This window comes from Methylobacter sp., from assembly GCF_004322395.1.
Taxonomy (GTDB): domain Bacteria; phylum Pseudomonadota; class Gammaproteobacteria; order Methylococcales; family Methylomonadaceae; genus Methylobacter_A.
Map to the genome: position 1 here is coordinate 1 of NZ_SCTW01000039.1, position 15,161 is coordinate 15,161.

Here is a 15,161-nt window from a genome sequence, read left to right on the forward strand (position 1 = left end):
GGTAAAGGCGTATTAACAGCTGTTAACAATGTTAATACTGAAATTCGCAATGCGATTGTCGGTATGGACGTTGCCGATCAAGCCGGCATCGATAAAAAAATGATCGCGCTGGACGGCACTGAAAACAAAGGCCGTTTAGGCGCTAACGCTATTTTGGCGGTATCAATGGCGGCGGCTCACGCAGCAGCTAAGGAAGCGGGCGTACCTTTATACCGTCATCTGAACACCAGCGGCAAATTCGTCATGCCGGTGCCGATGATGAACATCATCAACGGCGGTTCACATGCCGACAACAGCGTTGACCTGCAAGAATTCATGATCCTGCCGGTCGGCGCGCCGACTTTCCGTGAAGCGATCCGTTACGGCGCTGAAGTTTTCCATAACCTGAGCAAAGTTTTAAAAGCAAAAGGTTTGGCAACTACAGTCGGTGACGAAGGCGGTTTTGCACCTAATTTATCTTCTAATGAAGAAGCTATTGAAGTTATTTTGGAAGCGATTGAAAAAGCAGGTTACAAAGCCGGTGTCGATATTTTCTTAGGTATGGATGCAGCCAGCTCCGAATACTACAAAGACGGCCGTTATGAGTTATCGGCAGAAGGCAGAAGTTTCAACTCAGTTGAAATGAACGATTTCTTCGTTGAATGGGTTAATAAATACCCAATCATTTCTATCGAAGACGGTTTGGATCAAAACGACTGGACCGGCTGGAAAGATCAAACCGAAAAATTAGGCAACAGAGTTCAATTGGTCGGCGATGATTTATTCGTAACTAATCCTGCTACTTTAAAAGAAGGTATTGAGAAAGGCATTGCGAACTCAATCCTGATTAAAGTAAACCAAATCGGTACCTTAACTGAAACATTGGACGCGATTAACACTGCACACGCGGCAGGCTATACAGCTGTTGTATCGCATCGTTCAGGCGAAACTGAAGACACTACGATTGCCGACTTGGCCGTTGCCACAGGCACAGGGCAAATCAAAACTGGTTCTTTAAGCCGTTCGGACCGTGTTGCGAAATACAACCGCCTGATGAAGATTGAAGAAGAATTAGGTAGTTTGGCAGTTTACGCAGGTCGTAGCGCGTTTAAAATGCTGTAAAAAAGCAGGCGAAGGGCGAAAGGCGAAAGACAAAAGATGGAAACCATGAGTCTTGTGTCCTTAGCCTTTTGCCCTTAGCCTTTTGCCTCGTCCATGAAAATCTTCATTGCGATCATTATTCTGTTAATTATCCATTTTCAATATCGGATATGGATTGGCGACGGTAGCGTTGCGCAGATCGATGCTTATCAACAACGCCTTGATGATTTAAAAAAGCAGGTGGAAGAAAAAAGACAGCGTAATGAAGCGCTTTACGCCGAAGTGCTGGATTTAAGGAAAGGACAGGAAGCCATTGAGGAACGGGCAAGGGATGAATTAGGGATGATTAAAGAGGATGAAACGTTTTTTCATGTGCTTGAGTGATGAGACGAAAGGCAAAAGGCTAAGGGCGAAAAAAGCATGCGCCTTTTGCCTTTTGCCTTTCGTCTTTTATCTTTTTTCCAAATGACCAATTCAACAAAATTCTGGGCTATCGTCCCCGCTGCCGGTGTCGGCAAACGTATGCAGGCCGACCGGCCTAAACAATACCTGGAACTTGCCGGAAAAACGGTTATCGAGCATACCCTGCTGCGCTTGTTGCAGGCCGATGTTTTTGCCGCGATCGCCGTTGCGGTTTCAGAAGAAGACCCTTATTGGCCTGATCTGGCAATATCGCAGCATAAAAACATCATCACAGCTCCCGGCGGCAAAGAGCGGGCGGATTCCGTGCTTTCTGGATTAAAGACTATCAGAGAGCAAGCATCCGATGACGACTGGGTACTGGTGCATGATGCGGCCAGACCCTGCATTACGGCGGCCGACATTCGTCATCTTATCGATACGCTGGTTAACGACGACGTGGGCGGGATTCTGGCTTTGGCTTCTCCGGATACTTTGAAACAAGTTCAGGGTAACTCCATTACCGGAACGATGGATAGGAGCCATATCTGGCGTGCATTGACGCCGCAGATGTTCCGTTACGGCATGTTAAAAACTGCATTGGAACAAACTCAAGGCAACCCTGCCATCACCGATGATGCCAGTGCTCTGGAGTTACAGGGATTGCGGCCAAAAATCGTCGAGGGCCGTCCCGATAATATTAAAATCACCCGCCCGGAAGACCTGGCACTAGCGCAATTTTATATGGAGCAGCAATGATTAGAGTAGGCCAAGGTTACGATGTACACCGCTTCAAAGACGGCGGAGAAGTTATTTTAGGCGGCGTGAAAATAGACTACGAACAAGGCCTGGAAGCGCATTCCGACGGCGACGTGGTTTTGCACGCACTATGCGATGCGATATTGGGAGCTGCGGCCCTGGGCGACATAGGCAAGCATTTTCCCGATACCGATCCCGAATTTAAAGGTGCCGACAGCCGCGTTTTATTGCGCCATGTTTACGGCATCGTACAGGACAAAGGCTACAAACTGGTCAATGCCGACATTACCATCATTGCCCAGGCGCCGAAAATGTCGCCGCATACCGCCGCGATGTGTCGTAATATCGCCGATGATCTGCATGTAGATGTCGATTGCATCAACGTCAAAGCGACCACCACCGAAAAGCTGGGCTTTGAAGGACGCAAAGAAGGCATTGCCGTACAAGCGATAGTCCTGATCGAAAAATAGCCGGGCTATTTCCCCTAATTTAAAAATCGCAATTGTCCACGAAAAACACGAAAGGCACGAAATAAAACAGGGCGTTGCATTGACTGTACTTGCCCCCTTGGCGATGACCTCTAAAGGTTGCTAATTGAAAATTTTCGTGATTTTCGTGTTTTTCGTGGACGAAATGATTTATCTAAGCATATGCAAAACATTGAAATCCCCGTCTGGCCTTATGTTTACGGTGGGCCGTCCGGCACCGGCAAAATCCGAAGCTTGCCCGAAGACTTTATCGTTAAGGAAAACCTGTCCTTTGAGCCGTCAGGCGCTGGCGAACACGCTTTCTTGCAAATAGAGAAAAAAGGCGAAAATACCGAATATGTCGCCAGACAATTGTCCAGGTTTGCGAATGTCAGACAACGCGATGTCAGTTACGCGGGCTTAAAAGACCGGTACGCAGTCACGACTCAATGGTTCAGCGTCTGGTTGCCCGGTAAAGCCGATCCCGACTGGACACGGTTCGAATCGGACAGCGCCAAAGTGTTGCACGCTGTCCGCCATGCCAGAAAACTGAAGCGCGGCGTGTTGTCAGGCAACAGCTTTAAACTGAATATCCGCAACTGGCAGGGCGATCAAGCAGAAACTATTCAGCAACTGGAGCAGATTAAAGTCAACGGCATCGCCAATTATTTCGGCTCGCAACGCTTTGGAAATGAGGGCCAAAATGTTAGTAGGGCTTTGGCAATGTTTGAGGGGGCAAAAGTGGGTCGGGAGCAACGCAGCATTTATTTGTCGGCGGCTCGGTCTTATTTGTTCAACCTGATTTTGGCTGAGCGGGTTACACAAAATAGCTGGAACCAACCGGTTGCGGGCGATACTTACCAATTCGACTTGTCGCACAGTTGTTTCCAATCGTATCAGCCGGACGCGGAAATCATACGTCGATTAACGACAAAAGAAATTCATCCTACCGGGGTGCTATGGGGCAAGGGAGATGCCGATATTTCGGCTGATGCACTTGATATTGAGCAAGCTGTCATCGATGCCCACCAACAATTGGCTAAGGGTTTGATAGCGAGTGGTGTTGACCGGGACAGGCGCGCGTTAAGGGTTAATGTGCAGGATTTATGCTGGCAGTTCGTTGACAGCGCAACACTGGAGCTTTGTTTTACCTTGTCTGCGGGAAGCTACGCAACGTCGGTGCTGCGCGAACTTATCGTATGATAAGGCTATAAGCAGGGCTGTTACTGTTCTGGTATTTCCGTCTTGAGCAATCGCTCTTTATCGTTCACTTGAAAAAAGCAGTAAAATAAAATATTTAACTTAACCGTTTTGGCTGGTTTTGAATAAAAGATCCTGCCAACTCATCTGCGTTAGCAAATTGAAAGGGAAAATATCTTTTTTATAATATTTTTTAATAAAATAGTCAGGTTACTTTTTCTGTGCAATACTTGAACTGGTCATATAAAAATATATGAGTAATACATATAGGATCATGCGCTAAAAATTAAATTAAATTAAATTAAATTAAATCAATATAAATAAATTATGATTATGTACTATTATTTATTTTATTGATTTTTATCATTTTTCTGATCGTTTTTGGCAAGGGAATCGATTATGCCAACTCAGCTTGAAGTATTATTGGATAAAATGAAAGCCTTGGAAAATGAGCTGGTTGGTGAGTTACAAAAACAGCAAGAAGAATTTTTAAAAGAATATTCCAAACAATTATTAAAATATATAACTGATGCAAAATTAAAAAACATCATCACTATCCCATTTATATGGGGCTGTATTATTCCTGTAGCATTAATGGGCATAACTATCAGTCTATACTAAGCAATTTGTTTTCCTCTGTATGGTATACCGAAAGTAAAAAAGCATGACTATATTGTTTTCGATAGACAATATCTTAATTATTTAAATGCCATAGAAAAAATTAATTGCGCTTATTGTAGTTATGTTAATGGTTTGTTTGGTTATTTACAGAAAATAGCTGGGCGCACAGAGCAATTTTGGTGTCCAATTAAACATGCTAAACGTATTAAAAGCCTGAATAGCCGTTATCGCCGTTATCAAAAATTTTTCGATTATTGGAGATGCCAAAACATATCGATTTAAAATTGAAGAAACCCGGCATGATTTTAAAGATTTAGAGTAAAAATCAATCATACCGAGGATGTATTGGCAGCATAAAAACATAGAAAGTGTTCAGTAACATCCTGATTATGGATAAACAATGCTGGCTTTGGGCCCTTGATCGTCATCTTCTTCAATATAGCGTACTTCATCGCCAACTTTCAACGCGTCAAATCCATCTCCCGTGACACTGTTTCGATGGAAATAAACGTCATGACCGTCTTCTGCTGTAAGGAAACCGTGATCTTTTTCCGGCAACAACCGAATAACAGTTCCGGTAGATTGCAAGTCATGCGATTTAACTTTGCCTCGCTGAACTCGCGCGTAATCTTCCAGCTGTCTTATCGCCGCATTAAAGGCATCGCGTATGGCTATATAAATATCCTCGTAGGCTTTTTTGTCATGATGTTCCCTGCTGATGACCAGTTCTTTATGCGGAGTAGTGAGGTCAATACGAATATGATATTGATTACCTTGATGGTGGCGGTGGTGCTCGGCTTCCACCGCAACCCTGCAACTCATAATATGCGAATGGAATCTATCCAGCTTGCTTACTTTTTCGCGGATTTTAGCCTCAACAGCGTCAGAGTGGGGTATTCCGCGGAAAGTAATTTGTAACGGGATTTGCATAATTTAGCTGCTATATTAAGGTTAAACATGAGGATGAGTTGTCTATTGTGATATTAAAGAATTATTAAATCCTCAGCTTGCGGGCCTTTTTTTCCTTGCGTTATATTGAATTGCACCTTTTGCCCATCGCTCAATGATTTGAACCCCGTGGTGGTGATGTTGCTGTAATGAACGAAAACATCAGGGCCTTTTTCCTGTTCGATGAAACCAAAGCCCTTGCTAGCGTTAAACCATTTAACTGTACCGGTGTTAGATTTTGTAGACATAATAATATCCTAAATAATAATTTGTAATTGAGAAGTTGATTAATTTTGATTTTCGGTAAATGAAATATATTTACTCGACAGATAATAGAGCAGTATTATTTGGTTTTCATAATATCTCCAAAAACATATAAGTTAATTGAAAGAATTTAAATAAATTGTGATTAATGGGTATTTTTAATCTTCATTTCTCTAAATTCCAGTTCAGCCTCTATCCAGTCATCAAATTCATGGCCCGGTTCAAAACCTCTTTTCTCCGCCTTGTAAAAGGCAAGCTCAGCAATTTTGGTGTAACAGTCTGGAAGATTGATCGGCGTAGAATCCCCTTTGGGATTTAAATTTACTTCTTTAACAGCCGCTCTCATTTTCTTTCCCATTCATAGCTAAATTGCTTGATTAATCTAGCGTTTTAGACAAAGCGTAGAAAAATCTAACGGTAAGCATTTAAACAAAAAATCTACAATAAATATATTAGTGCAAATACTTAGTTTGGCCGTAATTTTACAAAAAATAAATAAATTAAACTTTATCTATGCAGTCTAAAGTTTGATGGGAATGATGCAAAATACGCGATTTTATATTGTGTAAGTAATTATACGTAGGCGGATTATGTAAGTAGTTATTCGTAAGCTGATTAAGATAAAACATAAGCAGGAATAAAGCTTTGTTAAAGGTTACAACAATGTTCTGGAAACATAGTTAAATTGCGGTTATGATCATATTATGATTTTATAATTATTATTAACTTAATAGTTATAGATAATTTTAATAAGGTATATTTTTTCACCAAGTGCAGATAGCGTACATTTAACGCTATCAATTATGAACTGAGTTTTCTACCTAGAGTATATAACTATGAAAAATACACCATTAAATCCTTCAGAACTCTATAAACCATGCAATGTTGAGCAATTAAAATTCAATTCCACCGAGGAGTTGGAAGACATCGATATTACCGTTGGCCAGCAACGCGCTGTGGAAGCTGTCAAATTAGGCATGCGCATGCATAAAAACGGTTACAACATTTTTGCAATGGCCCCTTCCGGCACCGGTAAACTGACTACCATACGACAATTAGTCGAACACGAAGCGAGTCGGCAAGACATTCCTTCGGAGTGGTGTTATGTAAATAATTTTAGCCAGCCGGCTAAACCGAAGGTTATTAACTTCACGCCGGGGCAAGGCAAGATTTTCCAACACGACATGACGCAGCTGATCGACGAGCTGAGCATTGCGATCCCTTCGGCGTTCGACGGTGAAGAATACCGTTCCAGAGCGGGCGAGCTTGAAAGCGAATCGCGGCAACGGGAAATAAATGAACTCAGTCAATTACGTGAAGAGGCAGCGAACGCCCATATTCTTCTCACAGAAACCGCAACCGGCTATGCGTTTTCACCTGCGAATGAAAATAACGAGATTATCGGCCCAGAGCAATTCAATAAGTTTGATAAAGACAAGCAGCACGAAATACAAAAAACCATTTTCGACTTGCAGGAACGCTTGGCAAAACTGTTAAAAAACTTTCCCATCTGGCGTAAGGAAACCAAACGTAAACTGCAAGCCCTTAATCGGGAAGTTGCGGAACAGGCTGTCAATCATTCCATAGACGACCTGATTGAAAAATACGCCAAACAGGAAACCGTTCTTAATTATCTGAATGATGCTCAAAAAGATATTATTGAGCATGTCCTGGATTTTCTTCCTCGTAGCGAAAAAATGCTGCCTTTTATGGAAATGGCCCAGGAATCCAATCCGTTTAAACGCTATTACGTTAATCTAATGGTGGATTTTAGCGGCAAGAAATCGGCGCCGGTCATTTATGAAGATCATCCGAATTACAACAATCTTGTAGGACGGATAGATCACCAAGCTTACATGGGATCGTTAGTCACCGATTTCACGATGATCAAGCCCGGTGCGCTACATAAAGCCAATGGCGGTTATTTGATTATCGATGCCCGGAAACTACTGTTTCAGCCATACGCTTGGGAAACTCTTAAAAGAACCTTGAAGTCGGGCGAAATCCGTATTGAATCGTTGGAACATACACTTAGCCTAATCAGCGCCACCTCGCTGGAGCCGGAACCTATACCACTTAATGTAAAGCTCATCCTGATGGGTGAGCCGCTAATTTACTATTTGTTAAGTCAATATGATCCTGAGTTTCACGATCTTTTTAAAATAGCGGCTGATTTTGACGAAACAGTTGCAAGGCAAGAGGGTGATCATGACTACGTCCGGTTATTGGCGACTATCGCCCGCCGCGAAAAATTGCGCCCGCTTAGCCAAAACGCTGTCGCCAGGGTTATAGAACATAGTTCAAGAATGGTCGGCGATGCGGAAAAACTGATAACCCATCTGCGTAGTATAAGAGACTTGTTAACAGAGTCGGATTATTGGGCGGGGCATAATGGGCACGAGCAAATTACCAACAGCGATGTGCAACAGGCCATTGATCATAAAACTCACCGTTTGGATAAAATCAGGGAAAAGCTGTACGAAAATATTCATCGAGGCACGGTATTAATAGATACTGAAGGCAAGGTTACCGGACAGGTTAACGGTCTTTCGGTAATGCAACTGGGTGAGTTCAGCTTTGGGCAACCTTCCAGGATTACCGCAACTACCCGTTTAGGCAGTGGAAAAATGGTGGATATCGAACGTGAAACTAAATTAGGCGGGGCTATTCATTCAAAGGGCGTATTGATATTGTCGAGTTTTATCGCCGCCCGGTATTGCAGAAAAACGCCGTTTTCTTTAGCGGCCAGTTTGGTTTTCGAACAATCCTACGGGCATGTTGAAGGCGACAGCGCATCTTTGGCTGAACTTTGCGCAATTTTATCCTCAGTCGCCCAAATTCCGTTACGGCAGGATCTGGCTATCACCGGTTCAGTTAATCAACTGGGGAATGTTCAGCCAATTGGCGGAGTTAATGAAAAAATTGAGGGATTTTTCGATATTTGCGTCAAAAAAGGCTTAACCGGTACCCAAGGCGTCATTATTCCCGCCACCAATATTAAGCATTTAATGCTGCGTTGGGATGTGGTGCACGCTGCTCAATCCGGTCATTTCAATATCTACGCAGTAACAACCGTGGATGATGCCGTTGAGCTGCTTACCGACATGAACTCGGGCGCTCTTAATGAACAAGGCGTTTACCAGCATGATTCGTTTAACGGTCAGGTTGAAGCTCAGTTATTGCAATTTACCAGAATTAAAAAAGAATTTATTGGTAGAGAGGATTATAAGTCAGGTAGTTAACGACTTAACCGCGATTTGAGAATGGACTGGTAGGGTGATGCTGGTGGGCTTTTAAACTTAGCAAGCGCTTAATTCTTTCTTCGGTGCCTGGATGCGTTCTAAGAATTGAAGGGGTTGATGGGTTATAGCCTCGGCCCAATAGAATGGCGAAAATTGAAGCTTCATAGGCATCCAACTTACTTAATGCCATCGCCAAGCCTTCGGGATCGCCGGTTAATAAAACGGCTTGACGGTCGGCATCGAACTCTCTCATTCGAGATAAGGAAAGTTGCAGGAAACTCATAATTGTCGGAGCCACAATGAGTATACCTAATGCAGACCAGGAAATCGTAACCATATTCAAAAAATATAGCGGCAAGTTTATAAGAATTAACAAAAATCCTGTTATGGATAAAGTGTTGGTGATTCGGCTGATCACATCGGCATAGGTCATCACACGCACATCATTATGCTGGATATGACTGATTTCATGTGCCAGTACCGCAATAATTTCCCGCATGCTTAGCCCATTCAGCAGCGCATCGCTAAGACCGATTGCCGAATTTGCGGAGGTGCCAACAGAAAAGGCGTTCATCAGTCGACTGGGCAGGTAGTAAAGCTTGGGCTGTGCGGGTAAGTCGGCGCGAACGGACAGATCCTGCATTATCTGGTAAAGGCCCGGTGCATTATTTTCAGATAGTAATTTGCCGCGGTACATCGAAAAAATAAAAGATGGCGGTATGTTCGGACTGATGATCAGTATCAGGACACCTAAAAAACCAGCCCATAAAATGCCTTCTATTCCGGCTAAAATAAAACCTACTAACGACAAAATGCCCCCCATACAAAGAAAAAGCACCAACGTATGTAGGAGGTTTTTTAATGTGTGGTTAACTGCCATTAAGAATCTTTTGCGGAAAGCGCTTCCGCATTACGTTTAACTAGCCCATCAATAACGGCGCTTAATGAACCTTTTGTTTGAATTTCGTCGTTAAATGTTGAACGGTAATTTGTCACTAAGCTCACGCCGTCAATTAAAATATCGTAGACTTTCCAGTCGCCTTTGCTCAGAAACATTCGGTAATTTACACTGACAGGCTGTTGACTTGGTTGAATAACTTCTGTTTTTACGATGACTTTGGTGGTTTCATCCGCCATTTCAAGAGGCAGGAAGCGTATTGTCCAGTCGTTATATTCTATAAATGCTCTGGAATAGGTTCTTACTATCAGTGTTTGGAATTCATGTTTAAAACGCTCCTGTTCGTCGGCCGTTGCTGCTTTCCAGTGTTTTCCAAGCACTAGAGGCGCAATTTTGTCGAAATCCGTATGTAAGGAAATAACGCCGTTAACGAACTCTGTAACCTGAGCAAAATTTTTGGTAAAGGTTTTGTCCTTCAGTTTTTGCTGTAATTGTGTTGAAACACTTTGTATGACTTGTTGTGGAGGCTGCAAAACTTCAGCAATTCCTTTATCAGTAAATATTAAACCGAATAATAAGGCAAAAAATAAAATAAATACTGTAGATTGTTTAGTTCGATTTTGCATAATTACCCGGTTCTCAAATAATCATCTGGATTAGTCTATTGAATAACGGCAAATAAGGAGAGTTATTTTATTTTTGTCATCTTTGCATGACTTTCCGCTGCTTTTTATTGTATTTCCAGTTTATATCATGATGCCGATAGATCTGATAGAGCGTCAAGCTGGGGCGATTGCGTATTGACAATTAGCTGCCGAAATGGTGGATTTATATTATGAGATATAGCGCTATCCTTTAGCATACTGTTTACCATGACAGTGAACTCAGCACGACAAATATCGCCAGTCCAAATGAAGTCATCCCCAATCCGGCCATAGCTAAGCGTGAACCGTGCAGCTTAGTCCATAACAAAAGGCCGGTCAGGGAAAGAAACACCAAGCCGCCGGCCAGCGTATCGGCCAGCAATATCCAAGCAGTTCCCATGCCGACGCCTTTATGCAATCGAGTAATGAATGCGAAAATGTTTGCATCCTGACGCTTTACCGAAACATAAGTATTACCAACCCAGTATTCGGCGTTCACTGAATGTTGCGGACTGTGAAAATCCACTCGCCACTGGCTGGGTTGTTGGATATTTTGACCAGCCCAAGTCACTGTTTTTGCCGGTTCAGTAGAAATCTTGCTGGGTTCCCGATTGATGTTTAACTGCGCTTGCAGCCATGTCGCCAAGGCTTTTGCGTCATTCGGAAGCGGCGTGGGTAAAGCCAGTTCGACTTGCGACTGTTCCATTTGCGCTGCCGGAATCTTCATCACCGTACGGTGGTTAAGTAAAATGCCGCTAACGCCGAACAACAAACCCAACGCCGCACCCCACAGCCCGACCCAAGCATGGATGCGGCGCAGCCATTTGAGCCATGGCAGTCGTTTAGGCTTCTGAACCAATGTCCCCGGATTTTGCACATTCATTATTATCATGATCTCCATAGATTAAATAAGACCGGGCGTTACGTATCCCGCCCGGCTGAAGAAAAACATCTGTACCGCGAAGCCGCTTTTATCGGACAACGCATTAGTACTTCCTAGAAAATGACAGAATTTGTTTTCTAATCCATTATCCTCGATTTTTATGAGGTTTGCGCTGATCATAAAAGACAGAGTCTCAGAACTTCACACTGATGCCTGCATTGACAGCGATCGGTGATCCCGGTGTGATATTGGTGTTGCTATTGGCCGAAGCGTAATACTTTTTGTCGAACAGGTTTTCGATATTCACTTGTAGTTGAATATTTTTATTGACCTTGTAATAAGTGGCTGCATCGAAGCGGAGGAAGCCGGGCAGGGTGACTGTATTATCAGTGGCCGCAAACATTTTACTGCGGTATACCGAGCCCAAGCCTACACCCCATTGCGATGTGATGTCATAACGATTCCACAGCGAGAAGGTATGTTCCGGTACTTGTGCCAAGGTGGCGCCAGCCAACGCGGAGCTTGAAATACTTTTGGTGATTTCGCCATTTTGGTAAGCATAGCCCCCGAAGACTTTCCAAGCGTCGGTAATGTTGCCGCTCAAACCCAGTTCTATGCCGCGTGTGCGCTGACCGTCGACTAAAAACGATACCGCCGGATTATTGGGGTTGGTAGCAAGGGCGTTTAGGCGGTCAAGCTGATATAAGGCCAGCGTTGCCGACAGATCGGGACGAATATCCCATTTTGTTCCCACTTCGTAATTTCTGAATTCTTCCGGTTTTAGCGCCGCGTTCGTCAACGAAAGCGATGCCAATTGTTCGCCCGCCCTCGGTACATAAGCGATGCTGTAGTTGGCATATAAGGAGAAGTTGTCGCCGAACGGTTTGTAAATTAAGCCTCCGCGAGGCGATAAAAGGTCATCGGTCGTGCTGATGATTTGGTTATTGCGATTATTGGTGAAGTCGACATTAAAACGGTCGTAGCGTAAACCAAAAATAGCCTGCCAATGTTTGGATAATTCGACTTGATCCTGCATATAGCCCGCATAGATATCCGTCACGCCATGGTTATTCGCGTCCGTAGCGTTTTGGCGAAATGTAATTGGGCCTGTATATCTTGGATTGGCCAACGGAACATTGACCGACGTAGCGTTAGGGCCCACAGCGGTAAAAAAGCCGGTTTCCCGGAAGTTATCGGTTTCCTGGCTGCCGAACTCGGCGCCGGCCAGCAACTTGTGCTTAAAAGGCCCGGTGTCCAGCGAAAACGTTAAATCGGTTTGGTTGAAGAAATTCTCGCGCTGGGTATCGTTGTTGTAAGCTGAGATTGCGACTTGGGTGCCGGTAGCATTGACCGCGCCCGGAAATATGTTCTGGTAGAACTTATCATACATGGCGTAACGGGTGCGGTTGCGAACCGAAACGCCGCCGCCGAAGTCGTGATCCAGAACGGCATTGAAAGAATCGACTATTGCCGAGGTTGGGCTGCGGTCCGGGTCGCCGAAAAAAGTAGATGGATCGGTGTCGACAGGACGGCCTCCGAACGAGGAAATGCCTCGGTCTGCGGTTCTGCTATCCTCATAATGTTCATAGCCTAACGAAACTTTGGTTTGCTCGGTGGGCATCCAGGATAAGGTTGGGTTGACGCCCCAGCGTCCTGCATCAAAATTGTCGCGGTAACTGCGGGAGTTCTCCCACATGCTGGTAAGGCGTACGGCGACGTTATCGTTAACGGCTTGGTCGAAGTCGCCGGTAAGACGGTATTTATCGAAGGAGCCGATCTGAAAGCTCATTTCGCGATTATTCTTCCAATCCGCCTGCTTGGTGGCGCGGTTAATCAAGCCGCCTGATCCGCCGCGACCGAAAATCATCGCGTTAGGGCCTCTAAGTACGTCGACCCTTTCGATATTGTAAAGATCGCGAAAATACTGCACGTCGTCGCGTATGCCGTCGACATACATATCTGAAGTCGAGCTATTGCCGCGAAAAATCGGGGTATCCCGATTACCTTCTCCTTGAGCGATGCCGACACCGGGTACATAGCGAATCGTATCGGCTATGCTCTGCATGTTTTGATCCTTGATCAATTCTTGCGTAATAACGGTGATTGACTGCGGGAGGTCGATCAGGGCCGTGTTGGTTTTGACTGCGGTTGAGTTACTTTTGGCCAGATAGCCTTTGGTTTCATTAGGTTTTTTCGCGCGCGCCGCTTTGACTTTGACAGTCGGCAGGGTGATTTCCTTTTTTTCTGTTGCAGGTGTTGCAATGGTAGGTTCGGCAGCCATCACTATACCGCTCAAAGCGATGCCCATTGGCAATGCAGTACACCGGACTAGGCGATGCTTGGTTCTTTTAATCATGTCTATTCTCGCAATTTTTGATGAAAAAAAATGGCTGCCTGGCTAAAACTGCTGGGTGGCTAAAGATATTCGCGGGCTCATTGAATCGGTTTGAAGGTTGAGCTTCGGTTCAAATAGTTGATGATAGGTTCAATGTAGGAGCCGCTATTTTTTAAGTTGAGGTTATGAATACGCTTGAAGCATTATTTTTTCTGCGTCGGATCGGTAATGAAGCCGATTTTGGCTATCCCGGCGCTCTGTGCAGCCGACATGATCTCTGCCAGTTTCTGGTAGGGTGTCACGCGCTCGGCGCGAATGTGCAGCTCAGGTTGGGGCTGTTTCTGCGCCTCTTGTTCCAGCCGTAAGGCAAGCTCCGTATCTTCAAATGCCGCATCGTTCCAAAACAGTTTGCCTTCCGCATTAATCGACAGGCTGACGATGTCGGGTTTTTCAGGGGTGGACTGGCTACCGGCTTGCGGCAGGTCGATTTTGATTGAATGGGTGAGCAGCGGCGCGGTAATGATGAAGATAACCAGCAATACCAGCATGACGTCGACCATCGGCGTCGTATTGATTTCCGCCATAGGCTGCGTATGGTGATTATCGCCGCCGAATCCGCCTGAGCCCATCATAATGACACCTCCACCGGTGTCATTTCCGCCGTATGCGCGGTGGCTAACGGTACGCCTGTGGTCAGATACGTATGCAGATCGTGGGCGAAAGTCTCTATTTCTCCCATTAACAGGCGGTTTTCGCGTACCAGAGCGTTATAGGCGAGTACGGCTGGGATGGCTACTGCCAGACCGAATGCGGTCATGATCAGTGCTTCGCCGACCGGGCCCGCGACTTTGTCTACCGTGGCTTGGCCGCCGACTGCGATAGTGCCGAGCGCATGGTAAATCCCCCAGACTGTACCGAATAATCCGATAAAAGGTGCGATGCTACCGACTGAAGCCAATAAGGTGAGGCCGGTTTCCAGTTTCATGGCTTCCTGGCCGATAACGCGACGTAAGGCCTGGGCAATAAATTCATCATGCCGGGAATGTTGCTGCAACGAGGCATTTCCACTCTCTGTGGCGGTAACTACGCGCTTCGCCAAGAGTTGTGCTGTGTAATGTTTATGATGATTGGCCGCGTTAATGCCTTGTATGGCAAGACGCGCAAACGGATTTTCCGCTTTTTGCAAATCTTCGTTTATGGCGGTCGCCATTGATGATGGGGTTGCCGCAGAGGCTTGCCAAAAACGTTCTAAAAAATTTGCGCTACTCCTTTTTATGCGCCGTGCCTGGATGACTTTTATGACCATTAAAGTCCAGCTTCCGATGGACATCGCCAACAGAGCCACCGCTACGGCCATGGATACTGCACCGCCCTGAGTGATGAATTTCAGGTTGTCTAAGAGATATTCGGCTTGCATGATG

Annotated in this window: 16 protein-coding genes; 7 read left to right on the plus strand and 9 right to left on the minus strand. The window is 45.0% G+C overall.

Annotated features, from left to right (window positions below; all coding sequences use genetic code 11):
- The 6 genes from eno to EPO18_RS05530 all read left to right on the plus strand — a co-directional run.
- Positions 1-1,101: phosphopyruvate hydratase (eno, locus tag EPO18_RS05505; protein ID WP_292431643.1), on the plus strand; the 1,101-nt coding region annotated here is incomplete at its 5' end.
- Between the two features lie 93 nt (positions 1,102-1,194).
- Positions 1,195-1,464, plus strand: a complete 270-nt coding sequence (locus EPO18_RS05510) for a septum formation initiator family protein (protein WP_292431646.1) — start codon at positions 1,195-1,197, stop codon at positions 1,462-1,464.
- Between the two features lie 81 nt (positions 1,465-1,545).
- Positions 1,546-2,238, plus strand: a complete 693-nt coding sequence (gene ispD, locus EPO18_RS05515) for a 2-C-methyl-D-erythritol 4-phosphate cytidylyltransferase (RefSeq protein ID WP_292431648.1) — start codon at positions 1,546-1,548, stop codon at positions 2,236-2,238.
- Positions 2,235-2,708, plus strand: a complete 474-nt coding sequence (ispF, locus tag EPO18_RS05520; protein WP_292431651.1) for a 2-C-methyl-D-erythritol 2,4-cyclodiphosphate synthase — start codon at positions 2,235-2,237, stop codon at positions 2,706-2,708. Before ispD ends, ispF begins: the two co-directional genes overlap by 4 nt.
- A 180-nt stretch (positions 2,709-2,888) precedes the next feature.
- The gene (gene truD / locus EPO18_RS05525) at positions 2,889-3,908 is read left to right on the plus strand and encodes a tRNA pseudouridine(13) synthase TruD (protein WP_292431654.1); all 1,020 of its coding nucleotides are present in this window, start codon (positions 2,889-2,891) and stop codon (positions 3,906-3,908) included.
- A 396-nt stretch (positions 3,909-4,304) separates the two neighbouring features.
- On the plus strand, positions 4,305-4,526 hold the full coding sequence (locus EPO18_RS05530) for a hypothetical protein (RefSeq protein WP_292431657.1): 222 nt from the start codon (positions 4,305-4,307) through the stop codon (positions 4,524-4,526).
- Positions 4,527-4,913: 387 nt separating this feature from the next.
- On the opposite strand, the gene EPO18_RS05535 is transcribed toward EPO18_RS05530, so the two are convergent.
- The 3 genes from EPO18_RS05535 to EPO18_RS05545 form a co-directional block, all read right to left on the minus strand.
- Complete coding sequence (locus EPO18_RS05535; RefSeq protein WP_292431660.1) at positions 4,914-5,456, minus strand: HPF/RaiA family ribosome-associated protein; 543 nt, start codon at positions 5,454-5,456, stop codon at positions 4,914-4,916.
- Positions 5,457-5,509: 53 nt separating this feature from the next.
- Entirely contained in the window at positions 5,510-5,722 is a 213-nt protein-coding gene (locus EPO18_RS05540; protein ID WP_292431663.1) for a cold-shock protein, read from the minus strand.
- Between the two features lie 161 nt (positions 5,723-5,883).
- Positions 5,884-6,096, minus strand: coding sequence for a DUF2934 domain-containing protein (locus tag EPO18_RS05545; protein ID WP_292431666.1), 213 nt, complete (start codon positions 6,094-6,096; stop codon positions 5,884-5,886).
- A 478-nt stretch (positions 6,097-6,574) separates the two neighbouring features.
- Here EPO18_RS05545 and EPO18_RS05550 point away from each other — a divergent pair, with 478 nt between their 5' ends.
- Entirely contained in the window at positions 6,575-8,980 is a 2,406-nt protein-coding gene (locus EPO18_RS05550; protein ID WP_292431668.1) for a Lon protease family protein, read from the plus strand.
- Between the two features lie 4 nt (positions 8,981-8,984).
- Here the strand turns inward: EPO18_RS05550 and EPO18_RS05555 are convergent, their stop codons facing one another.
- The 6 genes from EPO18_RS05555 to EPO18_RS05580 form a co-directional block, all read right to left on the minus strand.
- Positions 8,985-9,860 carry a zinc metalloprotease HtpX gene (locus EPO18_RS05555; RefSeq protein ID WP_292431671.1) on the minus strand — a complete coding sequence of 292 codons (876 nt, stop codon included), beginning with the start codon at positions 9,858-9,860 and terminating at the stop codon, positions 8,985-8,987.
- On the minus strand, positions 9,860-10,504 hold the full coding sequence (locus EPO18_RS05560; protein WP_292431674.1) for an MlaC/ttg2D family ABC transporter substrate-binding protein: 645 nt from the start codon (positions 10,502-10,504) through the stop codon (positions 9,860-9,862). Before EPO18_RS05560 ends, EPO18_RS05555 begins: the two co-directional genes overlap by 1 nt.
- A 241-nt stretch (positions 10,505-10,745) precedes the next feature.
- The gene (locus EPO18_RS05565; RefSeq protein ID WP_292431675.1) at positions 10,746-11,414 is read right to left on the minus strand and encodes a PepSY-associated TM helix domain-containing protein; all 669 of its coding nucleotides are present in this window, start codon (positions 11,412-11,414) and stop codon (positions 10,746-10,748) included.
- 184 nt (positions 11,415-11,598) lie between these two features.
- Positions 11,599-13,761 carry a TonB-dependent receptor gene (locus EPO18_RS05570; protein WP_292431678.1) on the minus strand — a complete coding sequence of 721 codons (2,163 nt, stop codon included), beginning with the start codon at positions 13,759-13,761 and terminating at the stop codon, positions 11,599-11,601.
- A 182-nt stretch (positions 13,762-13,943) separates the two neighbouring features.
- Positions 13,944-14,372, minus strand: a complete 429-nt coding sequence (locus tag EPO18_RS05575; protein WP_292431681.1) for an ExbD/TolR family protein — start codon at positions 14,370-14,372, stop codon at positions 13,944-13,946.
- A complete protein-coding gene (locus tag EPO18_RS05580) occupies positions 14,369-15,157 on the minus strand; it encodes a MotA/TolQ/ExbB proton channel family protein (RefSeq protein ID WP_292431684.1) in 789 nt (262 codons plus the stop codon). The genes EPO18_RS05575 and EPO18_RS05580 overlap by 4 nt, the downstream gene beginning before the upstream one ends.
- Between the last annotated feature and the right edge of the window lie 4 nt (positions 15,158-15,161).